This is a genomic window from Paenibacillus sp. CB74, from assembly GCF_055687625.1.
Window position 1 is genome coordinate 713,592 of sequence record NZ_CM146009.1, and the last position, 25,291, is coordinate 738,882.

Below are 25,291 nucleotides of genomic sequence, written 5' to 3' on the forward strand. Positions count from 1 at the left end.
AACCTGCATGTATTCATGTCCTTTTTTTGTGTGCCAAAAAGAGTCTATGTAATCGAATAATTGACCCAAGCGCCGCGTGTAGCTCCAAGACGCTCGAATAATTGTTGTGCTCGTTCATTAGTCACGGCTGTGATCCAGGACATATAAGCACACCCATGTTCACGTGTATATTGCTGGCAGTGTGCAAATAACTTGGCTTCTGCTTCGCCTTCTCTGAATGCTTCCGTAACAAATAAATCATTCATGATTGCGACACGCTCTGCTTTCATTGTGCTGTAAGTGAAGAACAGGGTGGCAAATCCGATAAGCTCCCCGTCCTGCTCTGCCACGAATTGAGCACCGATCTGCTGATTAAGCAGGTTATTAATCAAAAGCTGGATGGATTGATCACCAGGCCAGGGGTTGTTGTAGAATCCCACCACATAGTCATGCATTAATACCATCAAGGGTTTCAGATCATCAGGTTGAGTTTCTCGAATATGTATGGTCATGGTACACTTCCTTAAAAGTAGTTTTATTCGTGAGAATTGAATTATTATACATTTAAAAGAATTAATATTCAACAAAAACGATAAATAAGATGAACTTCACATTAGTATTGAAACAATTTTGATGCATCCACAAAAATCCCCTGAACCGTTATGGTCAGGGGATTTTTCTACTGTTACATCTATATAAGTGGAACTAATCTTTAGTTCCACTTATATAGCCTTATCCATTTTTAATGGTGGATGGCAAACTCTTGATCAATTCATCATTTGGCGTGACAAACAAGGTCTTTTGATGATCATAAATGACAAAACCAGGCTTCGCACCACTTGGTTTGCGTACATGACGGATAAACGTATAATCCACAGGCACACTGCTGGACTCCTTGGCTTGGCTGAAGTAGGCAGCAAGCTGTGCTGCTTCTTCCAATGTAGCTTCACCAAAGTCCGTGCTGCGAATGACGACATGTGAACCTGGAATGTCTTTGGTATGCAGCCAGGTGTCGTTGGAAGAAGCGAGGCGATTCGTCACGTACTCGTTCTGGAGGTTGTTTTTGCCCACAAGAATATCAATTCCCTCTGAGGACGTAAACTGGTGTACGGTCGGACGATCACTTTTCTTTTTCTTTTTACCCTTTTTATTGCGGTCACGAAGGTATCCTTGCTGCACAAGCTCGTCCCGTATTTCCTCAATGTCGTTCATCGATGCAATGGATAGCTGCTGTAACAGGTTATCCAGATAGTCAATTTCGTCTTTGGTTTTGCCAAGCTGCTCATGAATGACAGCCAGACTGTTTTTGTATTTGTTATACCGCTTGAAATAACGTTGTGCGTTGTCAGACGGTGTGAGCAGCGGATCAAGCTGAATGGTAATGTTGGCTTGGTCTTCGTCGTAGAAGTTCACAAGCTCCACGCTCTTGTCCCCTTTGTGGACCTGATGCAGGGAGGCAAACAGCAACTCACCCCATAGTCTGAACTTGTCCGCATCGTCTGCTTCCAGCAGATCCTTGTTCAGGTTGTCCAGCTTTTTGATATTCTTGCTTCGCTCATTTTGCAGAAAACGGAGCAGATCACTTACTCGCTGTTTAACCGTGTCCCGTTCAGCCTTGTCTCCATAATAATCTTCCATGCACTTGCTCATCGTGTCATACGTTTTCTCCAAGTCTTGAATGCTCTCAAGATGAACGGCGGAGAAAATCATTTTGCCTTTGGCATTCATTCCGGTTACAGGCGTGTAGCGATGATCTCTGACAGGACCCATCACGGCTTCAAAAGCGTTCCAGAGCGCATCAATCTCAACTCGGCTCTCACCCTCAACCACAGCCTGGGTGTTCCCTTTGCCTTCAGCAGCAATCCCACGGGCAGCAATCTCGCCAGCAATTAACGGGCTAAGACCGCTAAAGGAGTTCACAAGCCAGCGTGATGCCTCTTCTTCAACGGCTTGATAGCTGTCCTCGAATGCTGTACGACTCACTTCGAGCGGATTACTCTTATGTTGCTCAGGTGGGGCAGTATACGCGAAACCTGGCATGATTACCCGGTAGCTGCTGATGGACGGAGTCACATGATGAATGCCATCCAGAATCGTTCCTGTAACGGGATCAAGCAAAATAATGTTACTGTGACGACCCATTAATTCAATGATGATCCGTTTAACCGAAACATCCCCCAATTCGTCGCGCTGGCGCACATCGATGTGGATGATACGTTCCATGCCAATCTGACGGATCTCCTCAATGATTGCACCTTCACAGTGCTTGCGGAGCAGCATGCAGAACATGGGTGCTTCCGTAGGATTAAGGAATATTTTTTCCGTAAAATGCACACGGGGATATGTTGGGCTTGCCGAAACAAGCAATTTACTATTACCGCGCTGAGCTCGCAGTGTGAGAACTACGTCATGACCATTCGGCTGATGGATTTTGCTGATACGTCCACCAATGCAGCCTTGCAATTCATGAACAATGGCCCGTGTTACGATGCCGTCCAATGCCATTTTTTCCACTTCCTCTCTCTATCGAGCACCTGCATTTGTCATGCGCAATGCTTCATCTATATAACTGAAACGTGCAACCAGATATGTAAAAAAACAAGGACCGGATGCAGATTCTTCGTTGCTTACCTGTTGAACACTGAACATGGTACTGCGCAGAACATCGCAGACCTTTATTTTAGCCTATTCTGTCCATCAGGGAAAGGATTCACCTTCCGGGTGCTAATCACAGACCTGTCCGAATACATATAGAGCAGGTAGTTTGTCCGGCATTGTGTACAGCCTGTCGACCAGCACGCCGGTGAAGCATGTGAGCTTATTTAGCAGATGAAATACAGACTGGGAGGGAAACATGAAGCATGGAACATACCAAGTGGCATCAACTTAGTGATGAAGAGCTTCGTAACACTCTTGGCGTCAGCCCGCAGGAAGGATTGACGGATGAAGCTGTAGCAGAGAAGAGGAAAGTGGTCGGTTCGAATGAGCTGAGCGAGGGGAAACGTATATCTCCGATTACATTGCTCTTGAATCAGTTCAAGGATTTTATGGTGCTGGTGTTGATGGGAGCAACGTTGGTATCCGGATTGCTGGGTGAGTATCTGGATGCGGTAACGATTGTGGCCATTATCGTACTGAATGCCATTCTGGGGTTTGTACAGGAATTCCGAGCTGAACGATCACTTCGTGCATTAAAACAGTTGTCTGCACCTCTCGCCAAAGTGCTTCGTTCAGGCCAGGAAGTACACCTTGCAGCCAAACAACTTGTCCCTGGGGATATCGTCATGGTAGAGAGTGGGGACCGCATTCCTGCTGATGTGCGCTGGCTGCAAACGAACAGCCTGGATGTGGAGGAGTCTGCTCTTACCGGGGAATCGGTTCCCGTAAGCAAACATTGCCTTCCGATTGCCGATGAGGACGTTCCGCTTGGTGATCAGAAGAATATTGGTTTTATGGGCACCATGGTCACTCGTGGTACGGCCAAAGGTGTGGTTATCCGTACAGGCATGGAGACGGAGATGGGCAAAATCGCCGATCTGATCCAGAATACGGAGGAGCAGGAAACACCCTTACAGCACAGGTTGGAACAACTGGGCAAAATTCTGATTTTTGTCGCATTGGGATTAACCATTATGGTTGTCGTCGCCGGCATATTGCACGGACAACCAGCCGTTGGCATGTTCCTGGCAGGGGTCAGCCTTGCGGTGGCTGCCATACCGGAGGGTCTGCCGGCCATTGTAACCATTGCACTCGCACTAGGCGTGCAGCGTATGATCAAACGTAAAGCCATTGTACGCAAACTGCCTTCTGTCGAAACCCTTGGCTGTGCATCCGTAATCTGTTCGGACAAGACAGGCACGCTCACCCAGAACAAGATGACGGTAACGGATGTATGGCTGGAGGGACGCAGCATCAAGGTTACCGGGGATGGTTATGCACCTGAAGGGCAGATGCTGGAGAATGGCCGAACGGTGGAACTGAAGAGTGACCAGTCGCTACGCAGAATGCTTCAGATTAGTGCGCTATGCAACAATGCAAGTATTGTGGAGACCATTGCAAACGAGTCTGGAAGCAAGAAAAAGGGCAAGGATAACAAAAAAGACGGCAAGAAAAATACCAAAAAAGATGATTTCCAAGAAGAAATGGTTAAGCGAGAAAATGTATTCTGGGAGTTGAAGGGAGATCCGACGGAGGGGGCGCTCGTCACACTGTCCTCCAAAATGGGGCTTACTCCTGCTGGCCTCAAAGAGCTGTATGCCCGGGAGCAGGAGTTCCCGTTTGATTCGGAGCGCAAACGCATGTCGGTCCTGGTTCATCATCAGGGAGGCCGAATGATCTACACCAAAGGTGCACCGGATGTGTTGATCGGACACTGCAGTTATATTTTGTGGGAAGGTAAAGTCGTACCTTTCACTGGAACGCTGCGGCAGAAAGTGATGGCAGCCAACGAGAGCATGGCCGGAGCGGCACTACGTGTCCTCGGAATGGCCTATCGTGAAGTGCGGCCGGAAGAAAAAGTGGCCGACGAACACGCCGCCGAGAGTCAGCTTATATTCGTAGGGCTTACAGGCATGATTGATCCGCCACGTCGTGAAGTGCGCGATGCAATTGCAACATGCCGCAAGGCGGGGATACGAACTGTCATGATCACAGGTGATCATGGTACAACGGCAGAAGCCATTGCTCATCAACTCGGGATTCTTCCACGCGGCGGTGCTTCTCTAAGTGGTCAGCAGCTGGCAGGCATGACGGATGAGCAGCTGGATAAACAGGTAGAGGGTATCTATGTGTTCTCAAGAGTGTCTCCTGAACATAAGCTTCGCATCGTGAAATCTTTGCAGCGCAAAGGACATGTCGTTGCCATGACGGGGGATGGGGTGAACGACGCTCCGGCGATTAAAGCGGCTGACATCGGGATCGCGATGGGCATTACAGGAACGGATGTCACGAAGGAAGCTTCGGCGCTTATTCTGAGTGATGATAACTTCTCGACGATTGTGGCGGCCATAGAAGAAGGTCGTAATATTTATGAGAACATTCGTAAGTTTATCCGTTATTTGCTGGCATCGAACGTGGGTGAGATTCTAACCATGTTCTTTGCAATGATGATGGGCTTGCCACTGCCGCTTGTACCTATTCAGATTCTATGGGTTAACCTGGTGACGGATGGTTTGCCTGCAATGGCGCTCGGGGTAGATCAGCCGGAAAAAGATCTGATGGAACACAAACCCCGTGGTGCCAAAGAAAACATTTTTGCCCGCAGACTGGGTTGGAAAATTGTCAGCCGGGGTGTATTGATTGGACTATGTACACTCGGAGCGTTCTGGCTTACCCTTCAGGCTGCGCCGGATAACCCGGGTCAATTGATTAAAGCACAGTCTGTGGCTTTCGCTACACTCGTATTGGCGCAGCTCATTCATGTCTTTGATTGCCGCAGTTCGCGCTCCATCTTCCATCGAAATCCACTGCAAAACAAATATCTCGTTCTTGCCGTGATTTCATCGGTTGTACTGATGCTGGTTGTCATGTACGTTGAACCGCTGCAGCCGATCTTTAAAACCGTACCGCTAGGTTTGCGTGAATGGGCAATTTGTATCGTTGCTGCTGGCATTCCAACGTTCCTTATGGGCGCGGGCAGCGTGTGGGGTGGTCGTCGTAACCGCCGCCGTATGGGTGGTTCTGGACGCTTCGTACCGAAAAGTACAAAGTTTTCAGCATAAAATCAATACCTTTTCCTTACCCATTTCGTTATGCTATCCTCAAAATGATTCGAAGCGGCAGCTTTGGCATTTTGCAGGATAGCTTTTTTGTGTAAACGTTGAATATGAATTTCTATGGTAATCCTGTAGAAGAGCAAGAATATAGCTTTGGCAGCAGACTGCCAAAAGGAGTGGGCAAGATGATGGAATTTACGAAAATGCATGGACTTGGTAACGATTTTATCGTTGTATTTGGTGAAAAGGAGCTTCCGGCAGATGCTGCAGAATTGGCTGTGAAATGGTGCAACCGTTTCTTCGGCATCGGTGCGGACGGCCTGGTCTATATACTGCCTTCGGAAAAGGCGGACTTTCAGATGCGCATCATGAACTCGGACGGATCGGAAGCAGAACAGTGCGGTAATGCCATTCGCTGTGTATCCAAATATGTATACGATCATGGTCATGTTAACCAGGAGCAAATTACCATTGAAACGATTGGTGCAGGGGTACAGCCTGTGAGTCTCAACATTCGTGATGGTAAAGTGGAAACGGTTCGTGTGGATATGGGTGAGCCGATCCTGAACGGTCTTCAAGTGCCTACAACAGTGGATGCCAATCCGGTGGTTGATCACTACATTGAAGCGAACGGACATGCGTTCAAATTCACTGCCGTATCCATGGGTAACCCGCATGCCGTTATCTATGTTGATGATGCTGTTAATTTTGATCTCACGACGTGGGGCCCGCTTCTTGAAGTACATCCCATGTTCCCGAAAAAAATCAATGTGGAATTCGCAACAGTTCGTGACCGTGGATATGTGGACATGCGTGTATGGGAACGTGGAGCTGGCCCAACACTGGCTTGTGGAACCGGAGCTTGTGCAACACTGGTATCCTCTGTCCTGAATGGACATACAGATCGTACAGCAGTCATTAGCCTCAAGGGTGGGGATCTCCACATTGAGTGGAATGAAGCTGACAATCATGTGTACATGACTGGACCGGCTGAAGTTGTCTTCAAGGGAATCACTTCATAATAAGAAAACGGTGTAACCCAAGAGGCCTGCGGGCCTCTTTTTTTGTTAAAGGACAGTGCGTGTCTCCTGTACAGAGACATATTGGGTGTTATGTGGAAAGAAAGTCCATATGAGCTGGATATTCAACAAAAACCTGTGTTTTTCTTCGTTTTTTAGCGTTTTTTGTGTTACATTAGTATGAAAATGATCACAGCTAGGCGGGGGGAAAAGGGATGAAGGCGGATTTGCGCAAAGTTATGCAGGAACGAGTTCTCATTGGAGATGGGGCCATGGGAACCTATCTGTACCAAATGGGATTCCCGGTAGGGATTTCATATGAAGAGTTAAACTTGATTTCACCTGAAGTAGTGGCAGAAGTACATCGCCGTTATCGGGACGCAGGTACAGAGATATTTGAAACGAATACGTACTCTGCCAACTATGACAAGTTGTCCAAGTTCGGCTTGGAGTCCAAAGTGGAGGATGTGAACCGGACCGGCGTTCGTATTGCCAAAGAGGTGGCTGGAGCTAACGGTTATGTTCTTGGTGCAGTAGGCTCTATTCGCGGAGGCAAACGGACAAACGTCTCCACAAGTGAACTGAAACGCTTTTATCAACAACAGATCTTTGCACTGCTTGATGAAGGCGTGGATGGTATTCTGCTTGAGACCTTCTATGATATCGAGGAAATGGATATTGCCCTTTTGCAAGCGCGCAAGCTAAGTGATCTACCCGTGATTGGACAGTTCGCGGTAGAGGATGTAGGACACACACTGGACGGATACACAATGCCCGAAGCATTCCGGATCATGCGGGAGCAGGGTGCGGACGTGATTGGTTTTAACTGTCGCTCAGGTCCAAATGGAATTATGCGTGCCATGGAAACCGTCTCCGGACGTATTGGTATTCCAATGTCTGTTTATCCGAACGCGGGTGCAGCAGATTATGTGGATGGTCAGTTCCGTTATGGTGCGACTCCGGAGTACTTTGGTCAGACTGCAGTGCAATTTGCGGAACTCGGTGCCCGAATTATTGGCGGATGCTGTGGTACAACGCCCGATCATATTACAGCCATGAAAGAGGCGCTCGCAGATTACGTACCTTCGCCTATTTTGGAGCCTGATCCATCAGAATCCAAACCGCGTATTGTACTGCATGAGCATGTGGATGAGCGCTCCGGACGTGGAGGCCAGCCTACGATTGTTGATCTGGTCAAGCAGCGTCACACGGTCATTGTTGAACTTGATCCGCCGCGTGATTTGGACATTGCCAAGTTCATGAAAGGTGCCGAGACCCTAAAAGCAGCAGGAGCAGACGCTCTGACACTGGCCGATAATTCATTAGCGGTTACACGAATGAGCAACATGGCGCTGGGTCACCTCGTTCAGGATCGCACGGGTCTCCGTCCATTGGTGCATATTGCCTGCCGTGACCGGAATCTGATTGGAACGCAGTCCCACATGATGGGGTTTGATGCTCTGGGCATTAATCACGTACTGGCTGTGACAGGTGATCCTGCAAGATTTGGCGATCTGCCGGGTTCAAGCTCGGTATACGATCTGACCTCTTTTGAAATCATACGCATGATTAAACAGTTGAACGACGGGGTGGCCTTCTCGGGTAAACCGCTGAAGCAGAAAGCTGGCTTTGTTATCGGAGCCGCATTTAATCCCAATGTGAAATATTTGGATAAAGCTGTACAACGTCTGGAGAAGAAAATTGCCTCTGGTGCAGATTACATCATGACTCAGCCTGTCTATGATCCGGAGTTGATTGTGGCAATGCACGAAGCGACCAAACACCTGGATGTGCCTATTTTTGTAGGTGTAATGCCACTGGCAAGTGGACGGAATGCAGAATATCTGCACAACGAAGTTCCCGGAATTCAGCTTTCGGATGAAGTGCGTTCCCGTATGGCAGGTCTGGAAGGCGAAGAGGGCCGTGCGACGGGGGTAAAAATTGCCAAGGAACTGCTGGACGTAGCAACAGCACATTTCAAAGGCATCTATCTTATGACACCGTTTATGTTCTACGGCATGACGGCCGAACTGACTCAATACGTATGGGAGAAGTCGGAGCATCAATGTCCTACTTGTTTCAACCCTAATAATCAATTACAATAGTAAAACGGATGTGATGCCGATGTCATTCAGTATGACCGGATACGGTCAATCCGCCTTTCATTTTGGCGGCTATAAGGTACAATTAGAGATCAAATCTGTTAATCATCGTTATTGCGAAGTGATGATGCGTCTGCCAAGAGAGTGGACGTATTATGAAGACGGTTTGAGGAAAATCGTACAGAGTCGTTTGAAACGTGGGCGGATTGATGTTTATGTAATGAAAGAAAAAGAGGAAGACCAGGCTCTTCCCGCTGTTCTGAATGAACAGACGGTCAGGGCCTATCTGCAGGCTGCAGAGCAACTGGAGACCCAATATGGAATGCAGGGCAAACCAAGTATTGTGGATATGCTTGGGCTGCCGGACGTTATGGTTCATTCGGATGGGACAAGTTCCATTCCCGAAGAGCAGAAGGACGAATGGGAGCGAGTTTTGCAGGAAGGATTGAAAGAGGCACTGTCCAGCCTTGAACAGATGCGCGCTCGCGAGGGTCTTCATCTGGCCAGTGATCTGGAACGGCGTATTACCCGTCTGGAGTCACTGCATACCGAGATGCTTGATCTTGCACCGACTGTGGTAAGTGATTATCGCAACAAGCTAAGACAGAGGCTTACGGAAATGCAGGAAGAAGGCTCTTTCCCTTTTGATGAGCATAAATTGGGTATGGAAATTGCAATGTTTGCCGATCGTTCTAACATAGAAGAGGAGCTTACGCGTCTACAGAGTCACTTTGGACAGAGCAGGGAACTGCTGAAAAGTGATGAGCCCGTAGGTCGTAAGTTGGACTTTCTAATTCAAGAGATGAATCGGGAAGTCAATACGATTGGATCAAAAGCCAACCATTTGGCTCTGGTGAATCGTGTTGTCGAAATGAAGGCAGAACTGGAGAAGATTCGTGAGCAAGCTGCGAATATCGAATGAACAGCCAAATTTCGGCAAAAGAGTCGCATGTATAGGGGGAAGAACCTGATTATGGCAATCAAACTCATTAACATTGGATTCGGTAACATCGTATCGGCGAACCGGATTATATCCATCGTGAGTCCGGAATCGGCGCCGATCAAGAGAATTATACAAGAGGCAAGAGATCGTCACATGCTGATTGATGCAACGTACGGAAGACGTACTCGTGCCGTAATTATTACGGATAGCGATCATGTCATTTTGTCTGCAGTTCAGCCTGAGACGGTCGCCCATCGTCTTTCTTCGAAAGATGATGATAACGACGAATAAAATGGAGTGTAATATGTCTAAAGGATTACTGGTAGTGTTGTCCGGCCCATCTGGGGTCGGGAAGGGTACGGTATGCAGCGCTTTGCGCAAACGGGTGCCGGAATTGATCTATTCCGTATCGGCGACAACCCGTCAGCCTCGTCTGGGTGAAGAACATGGTGTGAACTATTTCTTCAGAAGTCATGAAGAGTTCCAGAACATGATTGCTGAAGATCAATTGTTGGAACATGCGGAGTATGTCGGTAATTATTACGGAACACCGCGTGATTTTGTAGAGAAAACGATTAACGAAGGCCGTGACATCATTCTGGAGATTGAGGTTCAAGGCGCGTTAAAAGTGAAAGAGAAATTCCCGGAAGGAATCTTTGTTTTCCTGCTTCCTCCTTCATTGGACGAGCTGAAAGATCGCATTCAGGGCCGTGGTACCGAGAGCCAAGCGACCATTGATCACCGGATGTCCGTGGCGGTCGATGAGATCAGTCTGCTGGAGCAGTATGATTACGCTGTTGTTAATGATGAAATTGATTTGGCGTGCAAGAGAATAGAAAGCATCATAATCGCCGAACATTGTAAGATCAATAAATAATCCCTTTTGCCGCTGCAGAATGCGATATAAGTGGGGCAGTTGTCATATCATGTACTGAAGCACTCCCTTCGGGGAATGCCTGGATGAGAAGACATGCCACATCCGTTCTGTCAGGCGGCAACTTGCGATTATACTAATGCGAAGAGGTGTTTGTTAATATGCTGTATCCTTCTATTGATGAAATGATGAACAAAGTCGACAGCAAGTATTCCCTTGTTGTTGCTGCTTCCCGCCGGGCTAGACAGCTACGTGAAGGTGAAAAAACGGATTTAAGAGGTGCGAGATCCCATAAACAAGTTGGCGTTGCACTGGAAGAAATCTATGGAGACCTGCTCGTTGTCATCAAAGGACAGGACGAAGAAGAAGAGTAAGCCGCCTGCGGCTGCTCTTCAACTGCATACGGCGTAAGCCGGATTAATTGACAACCGCGAGGTTGTTATTTTTTTACGAATAAGCATATTTCAATGAACTCATTGTTTAGATGTCGTATAAATATCGGGGGAAATAAACATGTTGAACGGTAAAAAAATCGTGCTTGGTGTGACAGGCGGCATAGCCGCATACAAAGCAGCAACATTATGCAGCAGACTGGTGCAAAAGGGTGCGGATGTTCATGTCATTATGACAGCTTCCGCTACACAGTTTATTACCGAATTAACGCTGCAAACGTTAACCCGAAACACCGTATATACCGATACATTTGATGAGCGTGAGCCAGCAGTCGTATCTCATATTCATCTGGCTGATCTGGCTGATCTTGTTCTGGTTGCCCCGGCTACCGCCAATGTGATTGCCAAGATGGCACATGGCATGGCCGATGATATGCTCTCAACAACGCTGCTTGCCACGACAGCTCCTGTCATGATTGCTCCAGCGATGAATGTACATATGTATGATCATCCAGCGGTAAAGCATAATATGAACCTGCTTGTTGAACGGGGCGCCATGATGATTGAACCGGGTGAAGGTCTGCTTGCGTGTGGATATGTAGGCAAGGGCCGTCTGGAAGAGCCGGAGAGCATTGTGAATGTGGTGGAACGTTTCTTTGAACAGCGCGAGTCCGCAGACCGTACAAGGAAAGAACAAGCTTCACTATTACAAGGCAAGAAGGTAGTTGTTACGGCTGGAGGTACGATTGAGCGAATTGACCCCGTACGATACATTACGAATGATTCGTCTGGCAAGATGGGATTTGCCATCGCTGCAGCTGCGCGTGATCTGGGGGCCAACGTGAAATTGGTCATGGGCAATACACAAGCCAAGCCGCCAGAGAACGTAGAGTTGATCCCTGTGCAGTCAGCACAGGATATGTATGAAGCCGTAACACGCGAGTGGGACGATGCTGATATCGTGGTTAAGGCGGCGGCTGTTGCCGATTATCGCCTTAAGGAAGTTTACACCGAGAAGATCAAGAAGAAAGGCGACACGTTGTCGCTCGAACTTGTTAAAAATATAGATATTCTTGAAACGCTGGGCAAACAGAAAACCCATCAGTTTTTGATTGGTTTTGCTGCGGAGACTCAGTCCGTTGAGATGTATGCACGTGAGAAATTGGAACGGAAAAACTGTGATCTGATCGTAGCCAATGACGTAACCCACACGGGTGCAGGATTTGGAACAGACACCAACGCGGTACATATCTATGACCGGGAAGGTTTGGTGGAGGAGCTACCAGTGATGGCCAAGGACGATGTGGCTCATCGGTTGCTCCGGATTGCGGCGGAGCGCATTGCCGGGAGGAATTAGGATATGGAGATTGCCAAGGTCATTGTCGATGTTCCCGTGAAGGATACAGACCGGCCGTTTGATTACCTGGTACCTGAATCGATGAGGGAATGGATCGAGATTGGCAGCCGGGTGGGTGTACCTTTTGGACATCGGACGGTGCAGGGATTCGTGATTGATCTTGTGCCGCGTACCGGAGAGGAAACATTCAAGCTCAAGCAGATTCAGGAGTTACTGGACATTGTCCCCCCATTGTCAAAGGATTTGGTGGAGTTGGCTGAATGGATGAGTGGGCGTTATGCCAGTAACCGGATTCTGTCTTTGCAGGTCATGGTACCGACCGCATTGAAAGGAAAAGCAGAGCGATACATCTCGCTGGGAGATGCACTTGATGGACAGATGGCGGGTGCACAACCGGATGATGAGGTGTTATTTGTTTGGGGAGAAGAGTCTACGAACGAGAAAGTGCAGCAGGATATCATCCGTTTTGTCAAAAGTCGGGGTCAGGTACCGTTGCAACAATTGAGTCGAAAATATCCCAATCATGCTGCACTAATTAAGAAACTATTACTTGGTGGTGTGCTGCTTGAGAGTCAGGCGATCAAGGACAAGCTGAATAAAAAAACGATGAAATCCGTTGATCTGGCTGTAGATATTGCTGCTGCTCAGGAAGCACTTGCTTCATTCCCGGCGAAAGCACAGCGGCAGAAGGAGATTCTGGCTTTTTTGCTGGAAATGAAAGAGCTGCTGCCCATGCCGATGAAAGAAGTGTTATCCACCCTGCAGGTATCGGCGGCGACGATGAAGGGACTTGAGGAAAAGGGATTAATCGTCACCGAGGACGTAGAGGTCTTTCGTGACCCTTATCAGGGCAGGAAGTTCCAAGCAACGGAGCCGCTGGTTCTGACCGATGAGCAAAAGCATGTCTACAACAATATCAATGGCCGATTGCAGGAACAACGCCACGGGGTATTTTTGCTACATGGTGTCACAGGCAGCGGCAAGACGGAAGTCTACCTTCAAACCATTCAACAATGCATCGAGCAGGATCGGCAGGCCATCGTACTGGTACCCGAGATTGCATTGACACCACAGATGGTGGAACGTTTTAAAGGGCGATTCGGCGACCAGGTTGCGGTCATGCACAGTCGTCTGTCCGGCGGTGAACGTTATGATGAATGGCGCAAAATTCGTGAGGGCCAGGTGAAGGTTGCGATTGGGGCGCGTTCAGCCGTATTTGCTCCATTCAGTCGGCTTGGGTTGATCATTATGGATGAGGAGCACGAGACTTCCTACAAACAGGAGGAAACGCCGAAATATCATGCCCGGGATGTAGCGGTTAAAAGAGCACAGCAGCATCAGGCCGTGGTTGTTCTGGGTTCAGCGACACCTTCGCTGGAAAGTTACTATGCGGCACGCTCGCAGAGTAACGATGATTTTGCACCACTCTTGCTGGAGATGCCAACACGCGCACTGGGTAACAAGCTGCCCGAGGTGCGAATTGTTGACATGCGCGAGGAGTTGAAGGATGGTAACCGCTCCATGTTCAGCAGGGCTTTGCACAAAGGGCTGGAGGAGCGCTTGGAGCGTGGTGAACAGACGGTGCTTCTGCTGAATCGCCGGGGATATTCGACCTTTGTCATGTGCCGCAGTTGTGGATATGTAGCAGGTTGTCCCGAATGTGATATTTCACTGACGTACCATCAGCGCTCCAATAATCTCCGTTGTCATTACTGTGGCTATGCGGAAGCCGCTCCGGAAGTGTGCCCGGATTGTGGAAGTGAGCATATTCGATACTTTGGTACAGGTACACAACGGGTCGAGGAAGAGCTTGCGAAGCTCTTTCCGGGTATTCGGGTCATACGGATGGATGTAGATACAACAACGGAAAAAGGGGCTCACGAGAAGCTACTGAAACAGTTTCGTGAGAAAAAGGCTGACGTATTGCTTGGCACCCAGATGGTTGCGAAGGGGCTCGATTTCCCTGATGTGACTCTGGTTGGCGTGATAACAGCGGATTCAGCATTGAATTTGCCTGATTTTCGTGCTGCCGAAAAAACGTTTCAGTTATTAACACAGGTAGCTGGCCGAGCTGGTCGGCACCAATTGCCTGGTGAGGTGTTTGTTCAGTCCTATACGCCGGAGCACTACTCTATTGGCCATGCGAGTAAGCATGACTATGTATCGTTTGTACGTGAGGAACTGCTGCATCGTCGTAATTTGCAATATCCGCCATACTGTCGCCTGATTCTGGTGACCTTTTCGCATGAGCAACTTCCGGTGTTGATTCGTCTTGCCGAGAACTACACGCGGATACTGAAAGAGAAGGCTAATGCGGCCGGATGGCTCGGCAGTCTGGATCGATTCAGTAATGAGGCCTTTGATGTATTAGGGCCGGTAGCGTCCCCGATTCCCCGGATCAAGAATAGATACAGATTCCAATGTATGATAAAATGGCGGGGGGATGTAGACGCCATAGGACTCGCTCTGGCAACAGCCCGACGCATGGACGATGATGTTCAGGCGCAAAAATTGCTTATTAGTCTGGATGTAGACCCGCAAATGTTAATGTAAGCATTTTGCAGCAATGCGGATGTAAACAAGCGGTATAAACATAGATTAAAATGAATACCCCAAAAATACAGAATATCGTCCTGAAATTATGATGAGGATTAGGAAGGTGCTTACAACATGTCGATTCGCATTATCGTGCAAGAACCAGATGAGGTGCTCCACAAGAGAGCCAAAGAAGTAACCAAAATTACACCAAATGTACAAAAATTGCTGGATGATATGGCGGATACCATGTACGATGCGGAGGGTGTAGGTCTAGCTGCGCCGCAAGTTGGTATTTTGAAACGTCTGATTGTTATCGACGCAGGTGATGAGCAAGGGCTGATCAAGATGATTAACCCGGAGATCATTGCAAGTGAGGGAGAACAGTTCGGACCGGAAGGATGTCTGAGTATCCCTGGAATTAATGGCGATGTTCGCCGTTTTGAGACCGTTACGGTTAAAGGTCTGGATCGTGAAGGCAAAGAGTTGATTATTACGGGTAGTGGCTTGTTGTCCCGTGCATTCCAGCATGAGATTGATCATCTGGATGGAGTTCTCTTTACGGATGTCGCCGAGAAAGTGTACGAAATTGCAGCCGATCAAACGGGACCGCGTCGTAATTAAGGAGTGATCGATTTGAATATTGTTTTTATGGGAACACCTGAATTTGCAGTTCCTTCTCTCGATATGCTGATTGCAGAGGGGTACAATGTGGTGGGTGTGGTGACTCAGCCTGATAAACCACAGGGACGAAAAAAAGTACTTACGCCAACACCGGTTAAGGCCGCGGCAGAACGCCACGGTCTGCCTGTGTTTCAACCCGTTAAACTGCGTGATCCGGAAGCGGTAGCCCGCTTGGCTGAATGGAAGCCGGACCTGATCGTGACTGCGGCTTTTGGCCAGATTCTGCCCAAAGCCGTGCTGGATATGCCTGTTCGCGGTTGTGTGAACGTGCACGGCTCTCTTTTGCCGAAATATCGGGGAGGAGCTCCAATCCAACGTTCCATTATTAACGGAGAATCCGTGACAGGAGTCACATTGATGTATATGGCTGAAGGCCTGGATACCGGAGATATGATCTCGCGTGTGGAACTGCCAATTACGGACGAAGATACATCAGGATCGATGTTTGATAAATTAAGTGAGGCTGGTTCCAAACTGCTTCAGGCAGAAATGCCGCGATTGATTGCAGGCGAGACAACGGCAGTCCCTCAAGATGATGCCGAGGCTTCGTATGCTCGCAATCTGACTCGGGATGACGAGAAGATGGACTGGAGTCGTACTTCACGTGAATTGTTCAATCAGATCCGCGGCCTTGTGCCGTTTTCGGGTGCATTTACGATGTGGGATGATCAGGTCTTCAAAGTATGGGCTGCGGCTAACCCCGATCAGGTGGATCTGGAAACCTCTTCGGATGCTGGACAAGCAGAGCCAGGAACAGTGCTACAATTGAACAAGACAGGGATTGAAGTTCGTACAGGTAATGGATCTCTGTGGTTGACTGAGGTGCAGCCTGCAGGCAAAAAAGTGATGAAGGCGGCTGACTTTGCCCGTGGCGGTACATTGAAATCTGGAACGGTGCTGCGATGAGTGGTAACACACCAGGTCGTTCGTCGGGAAAAGGTCATAAAGCTACAAGTGGTGCATCTCGCCCCCAGAAACCCAAAACATCTGCTCGTGCATTGGCAGTCAAGGTTCTGAGTGCTGTTGAGCAAGATGGAGCATACAGTAATCTGGAGTTGAATCGTCGTCTGAAAGAGGCTGAACTGAGCCCTGCGGATGCTGGACTAGCTACCGAATTGGTGTATGGAACAATCGCCAGATTGAATACACTTGATTATTATCTGGAACGGTACGTCGCCAAAGGAGTATCCAAACTGCAACCTTGGGTTCGCAGTCTGCTGCGGATCAGCGTATATCAGATGATATATCTGGATCGTATTCCGGAGCATGCCGTGGTGAGCGAAGCGGTTAATCTGGCGAAGAAACTGGGCCATCAGGGAATCTCGGGAATGGTGAATGGTGTACTGCGCAATATGATTCGCAATCGGGATGAACTTCGTATTCCAGAGAATCTGCCGTTTGCCGAACGTATTTCACTGGAACATTCCCACCCGTTATGGATGGTTGAACGCTGGATCGCCTATTATGGCGCGGAGACAGCGGAAGCCATCTGCCGTGCGAATAATGAGCCTCCAGCAGTGAGTGTCCGAGTTAATACAACAATGACCACACGGGAGAAACTGATGCATGAGATGGCAAACGCAGGTGCAGTCGTTGAAGCTTCTCAGTTGAGTTCGGATGGAATTCTTGTACGCAGTGGTGGGAATATGGCACTAACGTCCTGGTATCGGGACGGCTTGTTCTCTGTACAGGACGAAAGTTCCATGCTGGTTGCTGAAGCAGTTGCACCAGAAGAAGACCAACTTGTATTGGATTGCTGCGCAGCTCCGGGTGGTAAAACAGCTCACATGGCGGAGAAAATGCACGATCGCGGTCGTATTGTCGCGAACGATGTACATGCTCATAAGCGCCAGTTGATCCTGGATCAGGCGGAGCGTCTCGGTCTGAGCTGCATCGATGTTGTAACTGGAGATGCTCTTGATCTGAACGAGCGGTATCCGGAAGCATCGTTTGACCGCATTTTGCTGGATGCGCCATGTTCCGGCCTGGGTGTTATTCGGCGGAAGCCCGATGTAAAATGGACCAAATCCATAGAAGACATCAAAGATATCGCAAGCTTGCAACGTGAACTGCTTGATCGTGTTGCGCCGTTGTTAAAACCAGGTGGTATTTTGGTGTACAGCACATGTACAATTGAGCCTGCTGAGAATGAGGATATGGTCGCAGACTTCTTGAATCGACATCCGGAATATCGTCCAGCAGAAGCATCTGTCTGGACTGAATCGGAGACAGCGAAATTGAAGGTTGTGAACGGAGGCGTTCAGATTTTGCCACAATACGCTCACAGCGACGGATTTTTCATCGCACGGTTGACAAAAACAGTGGAATAACAGTTTAATAGAGCACGGAAGCACGGCCGCCGAGGGGAACTTCGGCGGATTTCTTTGTGATGGGACTTCAGCATAATGGTTAGAGAAAAGGGATGACAGGGTGCGATTGCGGCATTCAGGTGTTATAATGCATGAAGTACAGATATCAAGGGTATACATGGATGTAACCTGGTCTTTGTGATAGAATAGGACGAATGGAACGAAAAGAAGGAAGCCAAACGAAAAGAAAAGAAGGAATAGGTGTTGACAACAAAATGAAACCTTTTATATATGATTATTCTCTGGAACAATTGCAGCAATGGGCTGTGGAGAATGGAGAGCCGGCGTTTCGCGGTGGTCAAATCTTTGACTGGATTTATGTAAAACGCGTGAATGATTTCAGTGAGATGACGAATCTGTCCAAGCCATTGCGTGAGAAGCTGACAGAGCAATTTGAATTCGTAACGCTTAAGGAAATTACAAAGTTTGAATCCAAGGATGGAACGGTTAAATTCCTTTTTGGTCTTCATGATGATCATGCCATCGAGACCGTAATTATGAAGCATAACTACGGGAACAGCATCTGTGTAACCACGCAGGTTGGATGTCGTATTGGTTGTACGTTCTGTGCATCTACATTGGGCGGACTCAAGCGTAACCTTACGGCCGGAGAGATTGTTGCCCAGGTTGTACAGGCTCAGAAAATTCTGGATGAACGCGGCGAGCGTGTCAGCAGCATTGTAATCATGGGTTCGGGTGAACCTTTCGAAAACTATGAAGCAACGATGACTTTCCTGCGCATCATGATTCATGAAAAAGGATTGAACATTGGTCAGCGTCATATCACGGTATCAACGAGCGGAATTGTTCCGAACATCTACAAGTTTGCAGATGAAGATACACAGATTAACCTCGCCATTTCGATTCATGCACCGAATGATGCACTTCGTTCGAAATTGATGCCGGTTAACCGTCGTTTTCCTTTTGAAGACGTAATGGAGTCTCTTCGTTATTATCTGGCCAAAACAGGACGGAGAATTACGTTTGAGTATGCACTGATTGGTGGCGTAAACGATCAGCCAGAGCATGCAGCGGAACTGGCAAGTGTGCTTAAGAACATGTTATGCCACGTGAATCTGATTCCGGTTAACCATGTACCTGAACGCAAGTACGTAAGAACATCGAGAAGCGACATTTTCAATTTTCAGAAGATTCTCTCGGAACAGGGTGTTAATGTAACCATTCGTCGTGAACAGGGACATGATATTGCTGCCGCTTGCGGTCAGCTTCGTGCAAAGCATATGGAGTTGAGGTGAGAACGTTTTGATCAAAACAGTTCATGTGAGCCATATCGGACGAGTGCGTTCGGTGAATGAAGATTCAGCCTGGATTCGTAATCTGGATACAGGATATATTCTGGGTATTGTTGCCGATGGCATGGGTGGACATCTTGCAGGGGATACGGCAAGCCGCTTGGCAGTGGAGACGTTGGTACAAGATTTGGGAACACTGGAACCAGGTCTGTCACATGCGTCTCTGTCTGCAGCTCTAAGCGATGCTATTTTGCATGCCAACGAAGTTATCTTCCGCACGGCATCCACAGATGACAAGTATCACAACATGGGAACAACCGTGGTTGCGGCATTATTAAACGATACGGAAGGTGTTATTGGACACATCGGGGATAGCAGAGCCTACAAAATTGCGAACAAAGCTGTGATCCAGCTAACCGAGGACCATACACTGGTGAATGAATTGTTCAAAAACGGTCAGATTAGCAAAGAGGATGTGTCCCATCATCCACGTCGCAACGTGTTAACTCGTGCACTTGGAACCGATGCCGAGGTGAAGGTAGACCTGGATACCGTCAAGCTGGAGGAAGGCGAAGTTCTTCTCCTGTGCAGTGATGGTCTCAGTAACCTGGTCAGCAATGAGCAGATTATTCAGGTTGCCGGCAATCTGGAACTGGCACTCGAAGATCGTGCAGACCGACTGCTTCAGTTGGCTTTACTTGCTGGGGGAGACGACAACATCACGGTTGCCTTGTTCGAGTTGCAGAAGGATGGTTCCGTGGATACGGAAACGGGGTGTGAGTCATGATTGGGCACCAGCTAGGCGGACGCTATGAAGTGATTGAGCGTGTCGGCGGTGGCGGCATGGCTCTTGTGTACAAAGCCCAGGATCTTCTGTTGAACCGGAATGTAGCGATTAAAGTTCTAAGACAACAGTTTGTGCATGACGAAGAGTTTATTCGCCGTTTCCGCAGAGAAGCACAATCGGCAGCATCACTGTCTCATCCGAATGTAGTTAGCATTTATGACGTGGGGCAGGAAGATGACGTTCATTATATTGTCATGGAGTATGTGGAAGGCAAAAACCTGAATGAAATTATTAAAGAGCGTGCGCCTCTGCAAGTGGACGAATCGGTCCGCATTGCATCACAGATTGCAGATGCTCTTGATCATGCACATCATAATCAAATCATTCATCGGGATATCAAACCGCATAATATATTAATTGGCCGGAATGGCCGCGTGAAGGTAACGGACTTTGGGATCGCCCGTGCAGTTACATCTACAACGATTACGCAGACGGGTTCCGTAGTTGGTTCTGTACATTACTTCTCACCGGAACATGCCAAAGGCATCGTTACTGGTGAAAAATCGGACTTATATTCTCTTGGGATCGTACTTTACCAAATGCTTACTGGGCAACTTCCGTTTCTGGGTGAAAGTCCAATCAGTGTGGCATTGAAGCATTTGCAGGAAGAGTTCGATGAACCACGCAAATTTAATCCATTGATTCCGCAAAGTGTGGAAAATGTCATCTTGAAATCCATGCGTAAAAATCCGCAGGAACGTTATCAGTCGGCCAAGGAAATGCAGACTGATCTGGAAACTTGCCTGATGCCGGAGAGACGTAATGAAACGAAGATTGATTTTCCGGATGAGGATGATATAGACCAGACCCGCGTTATGCCAGCGATCAAGCCTGAACCGCGCGGAGTTACGTCGACGGGTGCGGTGCCAGTGATGGAGTCTGACGAAGAAACTGGCAAGGGTAAAGCGAAAGCTAAGAACTGGAAAAAACCAGCATTACTCATTTCATTAACCGTTCTTATTCTAATCGCCATGGTGGGCGTTGTATGGTATGTCAAAGGTATGCTGGTTGTACCTGAAGTTACCGTGCCTAACGTGATCACCCAGACAGAAGAAAAAGCTCGCGAAATGCTTGAGGAGAAAGGACTCGTCGTCAGTGATGAGGTCATCCGTCTCTATCAGGAGGGTGTTGAACCCGGTATTGTCTTTGACCAGAGCAGAAAAGAAGGCGATGTCGTCAAAGAAGGTTCTGAGGTCCAACTCAGTGTGGGTGCAGAAAAAGAACTGGTGAAGATGATTGATGTCAAACAGGAAACTTATGATGAGGCTGTCAAGAAGCTGACTGCGCTTGGCATTAAGGAAGATCAGATTCAGCGGAAAGATGAATTCTCTAATGATGTGCCTTCAGGTTCTGTTATTTCCCAGACCCCGGGTGTCAATGAGGAATTCGATCCAGAGGCCGTTCAGATTGAGCTAACCGTAAGTAAAGGCACTGAAACGGTCAAAATGCCTGATTTGAAAAATTTAACCCGCAGTGAAGCCGAAGAAAAACTGAAATCTGCTGGACTTGTGCTTGCTCAGGTGCAGGAAGAATCAAGTTATACGGTGGATCAGGGGAAAGTGACGCAGCAGTGGCCTGTGGAAGCGGGCACAGAGGTTAATCCTGGCGATAAGATTACAATCTTTATCAGTACAGGGTATCCGCCTGAAGCGCTGAAATATCCGTTTAATATCAATGTATCACCTAAAGAAGATGGTAAAAACAGTAAAATTCGTATCACGTATGAAGACGCACGCGGCAAGAATCAGGAATGGGGAACACGCACCGTGAACTCAACCCAGACCTTGACCATTCCGCTTGTGCTCGCTCCAAATGAAAATGGGGCTGTGTCTGTATATCGTGATGGACAGTTCCTGGATACGTATCTCGTCTCCTACAGTGAAGCCAAAAACGGAACAGTAAACGTACCTTCCATTGACCCGGAACCAAACACGCAGACGCCGCCAGAAAATGAGCCTGATCCAGGCCAAGGCAGTGTTGATGAGGGCAGTGGTGACCCCAATCAGGAAGGTGAGCCTGAGTCCACACCGGCAGACGGTGAAGGTGACAGCGTAGATGAAGACACTTCTGCCATGAATAAGGGTAAGGAGCCCGGCAAGGAAAAAGAGAAGAAGAAAAAGGAAGTCATTAACGCATCAAGCCGTCCATAAGGGCGGCTTATGCTGGCGTCTGGATTAAATGTACCACCATCAAAAGGAGGACGACGGAGCTATGCCAGAAGGTATCATCGTTAAAGCGCTAAGCGGTTACTATTATGTCATGCCAGTGGAAGACAACGGGGTTCCTTCGGTTGAAGGTTCCGCCGTTCAATGTCGAGCCAGAGGTATCTTCAGAAAACGGGGAACATCACCGCTTGTAGGTGACCGCGTCAGCTACATGTTGACTGAGAACGGTGAAGGAACGGTGGATGAAATCCGGAAGCGTGATACGGAACTCATCCGTCCTCCAGTGGCCAATGTAAGTTTGGCTGTTCTGTTATTCTCGGTGAAAGAACCGGATATGAACCTGAATTTGTTGGACAAGTTCCTTGTTCACATCGAGCAGGCTGGTCTGGATGCTCTGATTGTGCTGACCAAACAGGATTTGGCTGATCCAGCCAAAGACACTGTTGCTGAAGTGAAAGCATTGTATGAACAGGTTGGTTACGAAGTGATTTCCACAAGTTCACGTACCGGTGAAGGCAGTGAACTGCTCAGAGATCGCCTCGCTGGCAAGATTAGCGTATTCTCTGGTCAATCCGGTGTAGGCAAGTCGTCCATGTTAAATGCATTGATGCCCGGCCTAACGCTGGAGACGAGTGCGATCAGCATGCGTCTTGGACGAGGGAAACACACCACCAGGCACGTAGAACTTATCCCCTTGGATAATGGTGGATTTGTGGCGGATACGCCAGGGTTCAGCCAACTGGACTTTCTGGAGATTGGTGTGGAGGAACTCTCCACGTGTTTCCGGGAATTCGCCCAGTTTGCAGATCAGTGCAAGTTCCGGGGGTGTACCCATACCCATGAACCAGGTTGTCGTGTGCTCGCGGCCAAGGAGGAAGGTCTAATCTCCGAAAGCCGATATCAGCACTATGTGCAGTTCCTAACCGAAATGAAAGATAAGAAGCGGAGGTATTAACATGATTAAAATTGCCCCATCGATATTATCAGCTGATTTTGCCCGCCTTGGTGCGGAAGTTGCCGAAGCCCAAGCTGCAGGAGGAGACTGGATCCATGTTGACGTTATGGACGGTCACTTTGTCCCTAATATTACGCTTGGACCCGCGATTGTAAAGGCGATCGCACCGCATACAAGCTTGCCGCTCGATGTGCATTTGATGATTGAGAATCCGGAACGTTATGTTGAGGAATTTGCCAAAGCCGGTGCAGCAGTCATTACCGTGCATGCTGAGGCTTGTGTGCATCTGCACCGCGTTATTCATCTGATCAAGGAGCAGGGAGTGAAAGCAGGAGTTGCCCTTAATCCGGGAACGCCAGCGTCTGCTATTCTTGAAGTACTGGATGATGTGGACATGGTTCTTGTTATGACGGTCAATCCTGGATTTGGCGGACAGGCTTTCATCTCAGGTACCATGAACAAAATCAAGCAAATTCGTACCTGGTTGAATGAAAAGGGACGTCATGATGTACATATCGAAGTGGATGGCGGAATTGCTGCCGACACAGCCCCGCTTGTGGTGGAAGCTGGAGCAGATGTACTCGTTGCCGGTAGTGCCGTATTTGGACGTGAAGATCGTGCTGCAGCGATTACTGAAATTCGCCGTAGCTACGGAGGCTAATTGATGACTCTTAAGGAGACGCTGTGGACGATGGCTGCGAGTCTCGTAACGGGACTTGTGCTTGCTCTGTTTGCGGTCATTCAGTCCCCGTATAATGCCATTACGTCATTGATCGGGGTAGGTGTTGTTATTATGTATTTCCGCAAATTTGATCGTACGGGACATCGGGTTACTTTTGTTATCTTCGGCATACTGTATTATCTAATGAGTGTTTTCATGATCGCTGCCTATCAATATATTCCTACCCAAACGTAAATGACCTGATCTTCGGGCTTGTCATTGTGGAATAGGGATCGATGGTTCCGCATAAATATGGTTACATGAGCAGGTTTCTCATGTAGCCTTTTTTGTCGTGTTTGAGGTAAAGAAGGCCTGAAGCATAGGATACGGCGGACGCATGAGCATGATGGGGAGGGTGAATTATGAAATTTTACACATTCAAACTGCCGAAGTTTTTGGGAGGGTTTGTAAAGGCGATTCTTAATACGTTTCAAAAGAACTGATCTGATTGATAAGGTAACAGGGAATACCGCCGCTTTGGCTCAGGCTAATCTGGAATTCGTACCTGCGAAGCGCCATGCGGCGGCCATTCACATGTTCATGAGTGTATTCAAGAATCCCTTTTTTGAATACCAAAAAAGCACCTGCAAGGAACAAGGTGCTTTTTGCTTACCCGATTTATAGTAGCTTTGCGTGATTATACGCGAGTCACTTTACCGGCTTTCAGTGCACGGGTGCTTACGTATACACGTTTTGGTTTGCCGTCAACGAGAATGCGGACCTTCTGAACGTTTACGCCCCAAGTACGACGGTTACGGTTGTTAGCGTGGGATACGTGGTTACCGGTGCCCGGTTTCTTACCTGTCACATAACATTTGCGAGACATAGATTACACCTCCTATCCTAAAATAACCAGTTGCCTTCAGAAACGAAAAGTCATTCCATAAGGACTAAATTGTTCTTCCTGATCATAAAGATCAGGCTTCAGTAGCTAATGGCGTTGTTTAAGCCGGCATGACCGGATCATTTCCATTACTTAACCTGCATAAAACAATACTTGAATATAATATCATAATCAAAAAAGCTTCGTCAACTGATCCAAAAACTTTATTTATTTCTCCTGCCTAATATAGTACAATGTTGAGTAGTCCATAATACAGTGGTGAACAGGCTGTTGCCGCGAGGAAGTCGGAGAATACACCGTACCTAGAGGTCGGTGGTCTGCTTTTTGGCAACGCTGTGAGCTGCGGCATTCCATCATTGGCACCAGTCTCCACGCGGCATTCATGCCGGCTCTTGATACCGGTGCATATCCGTATGCCCCGAAGTTAGGGGTGCAGAGAGTGCAGGATATTGGTAGCCCGGCCGCCCAGACCGTTAATCCGGCTGACATGTTGTATTGTATGCCTGTGCCGGACAAGGTATGGACGAAGAATAACGCA

Annotated in this window: 22 protein-coding genes; 19 read left to right on the plus strand and 3 right to left on the minus strand. The window is 48.2% G+C overall.

Annotated elements, in window-relative coordinates:
* Nucleotides 1–44 precede the first annotated feature (44 nt).
* Both ACX9NY_RS03270 and ACX9NY_RS03275 read right to left on the minus strand, forming a co-directional pair.
* Nucleotides 45–491, minus strand: a complete 447-nt coding sequence (locus tag ACX9NY_RS03270) for a GNAT family N-acetyltransferase (RefSeq protein WP_339256321.1) — start codon at nt 489–491, stop codon at nt 45–47.
* A 220-nt stretch (nt 492–711) separates the two neighbouring features.
* A complete protein-coding gene (locus tag ACX9NY_RS03275) occupies nt 712–2,484 on the minus strand; it encodes an Rqc2 family fibronectin-binding protein (RefSeq protein WP_472477040.1) in 1,773 nt (590 codons plus the stop codon).
* A 356-nt stretch (nt 2,485–2,840) separates the two neighbouring features.
* On the opposite strand from ACX9NY_RS03275, the gene ACX9NY_RS03280 reads away from it, so the two are divergent.
* The 19 genes from ACX9NY_RS03280 (at nt 2,841) to spoVM (ending at nt 24,352) form a co-directional block, all read left to right on the plus strand.
* Entirely contained in the window at nt 2,841–5,699 is a 2,859-nt protein-coding gene (locus ACX9NY_RS03280) for a cation-translocating P-type ATPase (RefSeq protein WP_472477042.1), read from the plus strand.
* Between the two features lie 182 nt (nt 5,700–5,881).
* On the plus strand, nt 5,882–6,715 hold the full coding sequence (gene dapF, locus ACX9NY_RS03285; protein ID WP_036614947.1) for a diaminopimelate epimerase: 834 nt from the start codon (nt 5,882–5,884) through the stop codon (nt 6,713–6,715).
* A gap of 212 nt (nt 6,716–6,927) precedes the next feature.
* Nucleotides 6,928–8,817 carry a bifunctional homocysteine S-methyltransferase/methylenetetrahydrofolate reductase gene (locus ACX9NY_RS03290; protein WP_472477044.1) on the plus strand — a complete coding sequence of 630 codons (1,890 nt, stop codon included), beginning with the start codon at nt 6,928–6,930 and terminating at the stop codon, nt 8,815–8,817.
* A gap of 19 nt (nt 8,818–8,836) precedes the next feature.
* A complete protein-coding gene (locus ACX9NY_RS03295) occupies nt 8,837–9,736 on the plus strand; it encodes a YicC/YloC family endoribonuclease (RefSeq protein ID WP_076211386.1) in 900 nt (299 codons plus the stop codon).
* Nucleotides 9,737–9,787: 51 nt separating this feature from the next.
* The gene (gene remA, locus ACX9NY_RS03300) at nt 9,788–10,048 is read left to right on the plus strand and encodes an extracellular matrix/biofilm regulator RemA (protein ID WP_006209218.1); all 261 of its coding nucleotides are present in this window, start codon (nt 9,788–9,790) and stop codon (nt 10,046–10,048) included.
* 13 nt (nt 10,049–10,061) lie between these two features.
* Nucleotides 10,062–10,634: a guanylate kinase gene (gene gmk / locus ACX9NY_RS03305; protein WP_017687445.1), complete on the plus strand. Its 573-nt coding sequence runs from the start codon at nt 10,062–10,064 to the stop codon at nt 10,632–10,634.
* Nucleotides 10,635–10,792: 158 nt separating this feature from the next.
* On the plus strand, nt 10,793–11,005 hold the full coding sequence (gene rpoZ / locus ACX9NY_RS03310; protein ID WP_036614619.1) for a DNA-directed RNA polymerase subunit omega: 213 nt from the start codon (nt 10,793–10,795) through the stop codon (nt 11,003–11,005).
* 139 nt (nt 11,006–11,144) lie between these two features.
* Entirely contained in the window at nt 11,145–12,380 is a 1,236-nt protein-coding gene (coaBC, locus tag ACX9NY_RS03315) for a bifunctional phosphopantothenoylcysteine decarboxylase/phosphopantothenate--cysteine ligase CoaBC (protein WP_339235684.1), read from the plus strand.
* A gap of 3 nt (nt 12,381–12,383) precedes the next feature.
* Nucleotides 12,384–14,933, plus strand: coding sequence for a primosomal protein N' (gene priA / locus ACX9NY_RS03320; RefSeq protein ID WP_339235682.1), 2,550 nt, complete (start codon nt 12,384–12,386; stop codon nt 14,931–14,933).
* A 117-nt stretch (nt 14,934–15,050) separates the two neighbouring features.
* Entirely contained in the window at nt 15,051–15,539 is a 489-nt protein-coding gene (gene def, locus ACX9NY_RS03325; protein WP_017687449.1) for a peptide deformylase, read from the plus strand.
* A 12-nt stretch (nt 15,540–15,551) separates the two neighbouring features.
* Nucleotides 15,552–16,505, plus strand: coding sequence for a methionyl-tRNA formyltransferase (gene fmt / locus ACX9NY_RS03330; RefSeq protein WP_472477048.1), 954 nt, complete (start codon nt 15,552–15,554; stop codon nt 16,503–16,505).
* Nucleotides 16,502–17,929: a 16S rRNA (cytosine(967)-C(5))-methyltransferase RsmB gene (rsmB, locus tag ACX9NY_RS03335; protein ID WP_472477050.1), complete on the plus strand. Its 1,428-nt coding sequence runs from the start codon at nt 16,502–16,504 to the stop codon at nt 17,927–17,929. Before fmt ends, rsmB begins: the two co-directional genes overlap by 4 nt.
* Before the next feature lie 254 nt (nt 17,930–18,183).
* Nucleotides 18,184–19,224, plus strand: coding sequence for a dual-specificity RNA methyltransferase RlmN (gene rlmN, locus ACX9NY_RS03340; RefSeq protein ID WP_036614609.1), 1,041 nt, complete (start codon nt 18,184–18,186; stop codon nt 19,222–19,224).
* 7 nt (nt 19,225–19,231) lie between these two features.
* A complete protein-coding gene (locus tag ACX9NY_RS03345; RefSeq protein WP_339235676.1) occupies nt 19,232–20,008 on the plus strand; it encodes a Stp1/IreP family PP2C-type Ser/Thr phosphatase in 777 nt (258 codons plus the stop codon).
* Nucleotides 20,005–22,218 (plus strand): Stk1 family PASTA domain-containing Ser/Thr kinase, encoded by a 2,214-nt coding sequence (gene pknB / locus ACX9NY_RS03350; protein ID WP_472477053.1) that lies wholly within the window; start codon nt 20,005–20,007, stop codon nt 22,216–22,218. The genes ACX9NY_RS03345 and pknB overlap by 4 nt, the downstream gene beginning before the upstream one ends.
* A gap of 61 nt (nt 22,219–22,279) precedes the next feature.
* Entirely contained in the window at nt 22,280–23,188 is a 909-nt protein-coding gene (gene rsgA, locus ACX9NY_RS03355) for a ribosome small subunit-dependent GTPase A (protein WP_472477055.1), read from the plus strand.
* 1 nt (nt 23,189) lies between these two features.
* Nucleotides 23,190–23,849 (plus strand): ribulose-phosphate 3-epimerase, encoded by a 660-nt coding sequence (gene rpe / locus ACX9NY_RS03360; RefSeq protein ID WP_017687456.1) that lies wholly within the window; start codon nt 23,190–23,192, stop codon nt 23,847–23,849.
* Between the two features lie 3 nt (nt 23,850–23,852).
* Nucleotides 23,853–24,104 (plus strand): hypothetical protein, encoded by a 252-nt coding sequence (locus ACX9NY_RS03365; protein ID WP_105410212.1) that lies wholly within the window; start codon nt 23,853–23,855, stop codon nt 24,102–24,104.
* Between the two features lie 167 nt (nt 24,105–24,271).
* Entirely contained in the window at nt 24,272–24,352 is an 81-nt protein-coding gene (gene spoVM, locus ACX9NY_RS03370) for a stage V sporulation protein SpoVM (RefSeq protein WP_019424875.1), read from the plus strand.
* A gap of 194 nt (nt 24,353–24,546) precedes the next feature.
* On the opposite strand, the gene rpmB is transcribed toward spoVM, so the two are convergent.
* Nucleotides 24,547–24,735, minus strand: a complete 189-nt coding sequence (gene rpmB, locus ACX9NY_RS03375; RefSeq protein ID WP_017687459.1) for a 50S ribosomal protein L28 — start codon at nt 24,733–24,735, stop codon at nt 24,547–24,549.
* Nucleotides 24,736–25,291 lie beyond the last annotated feature (556 nt).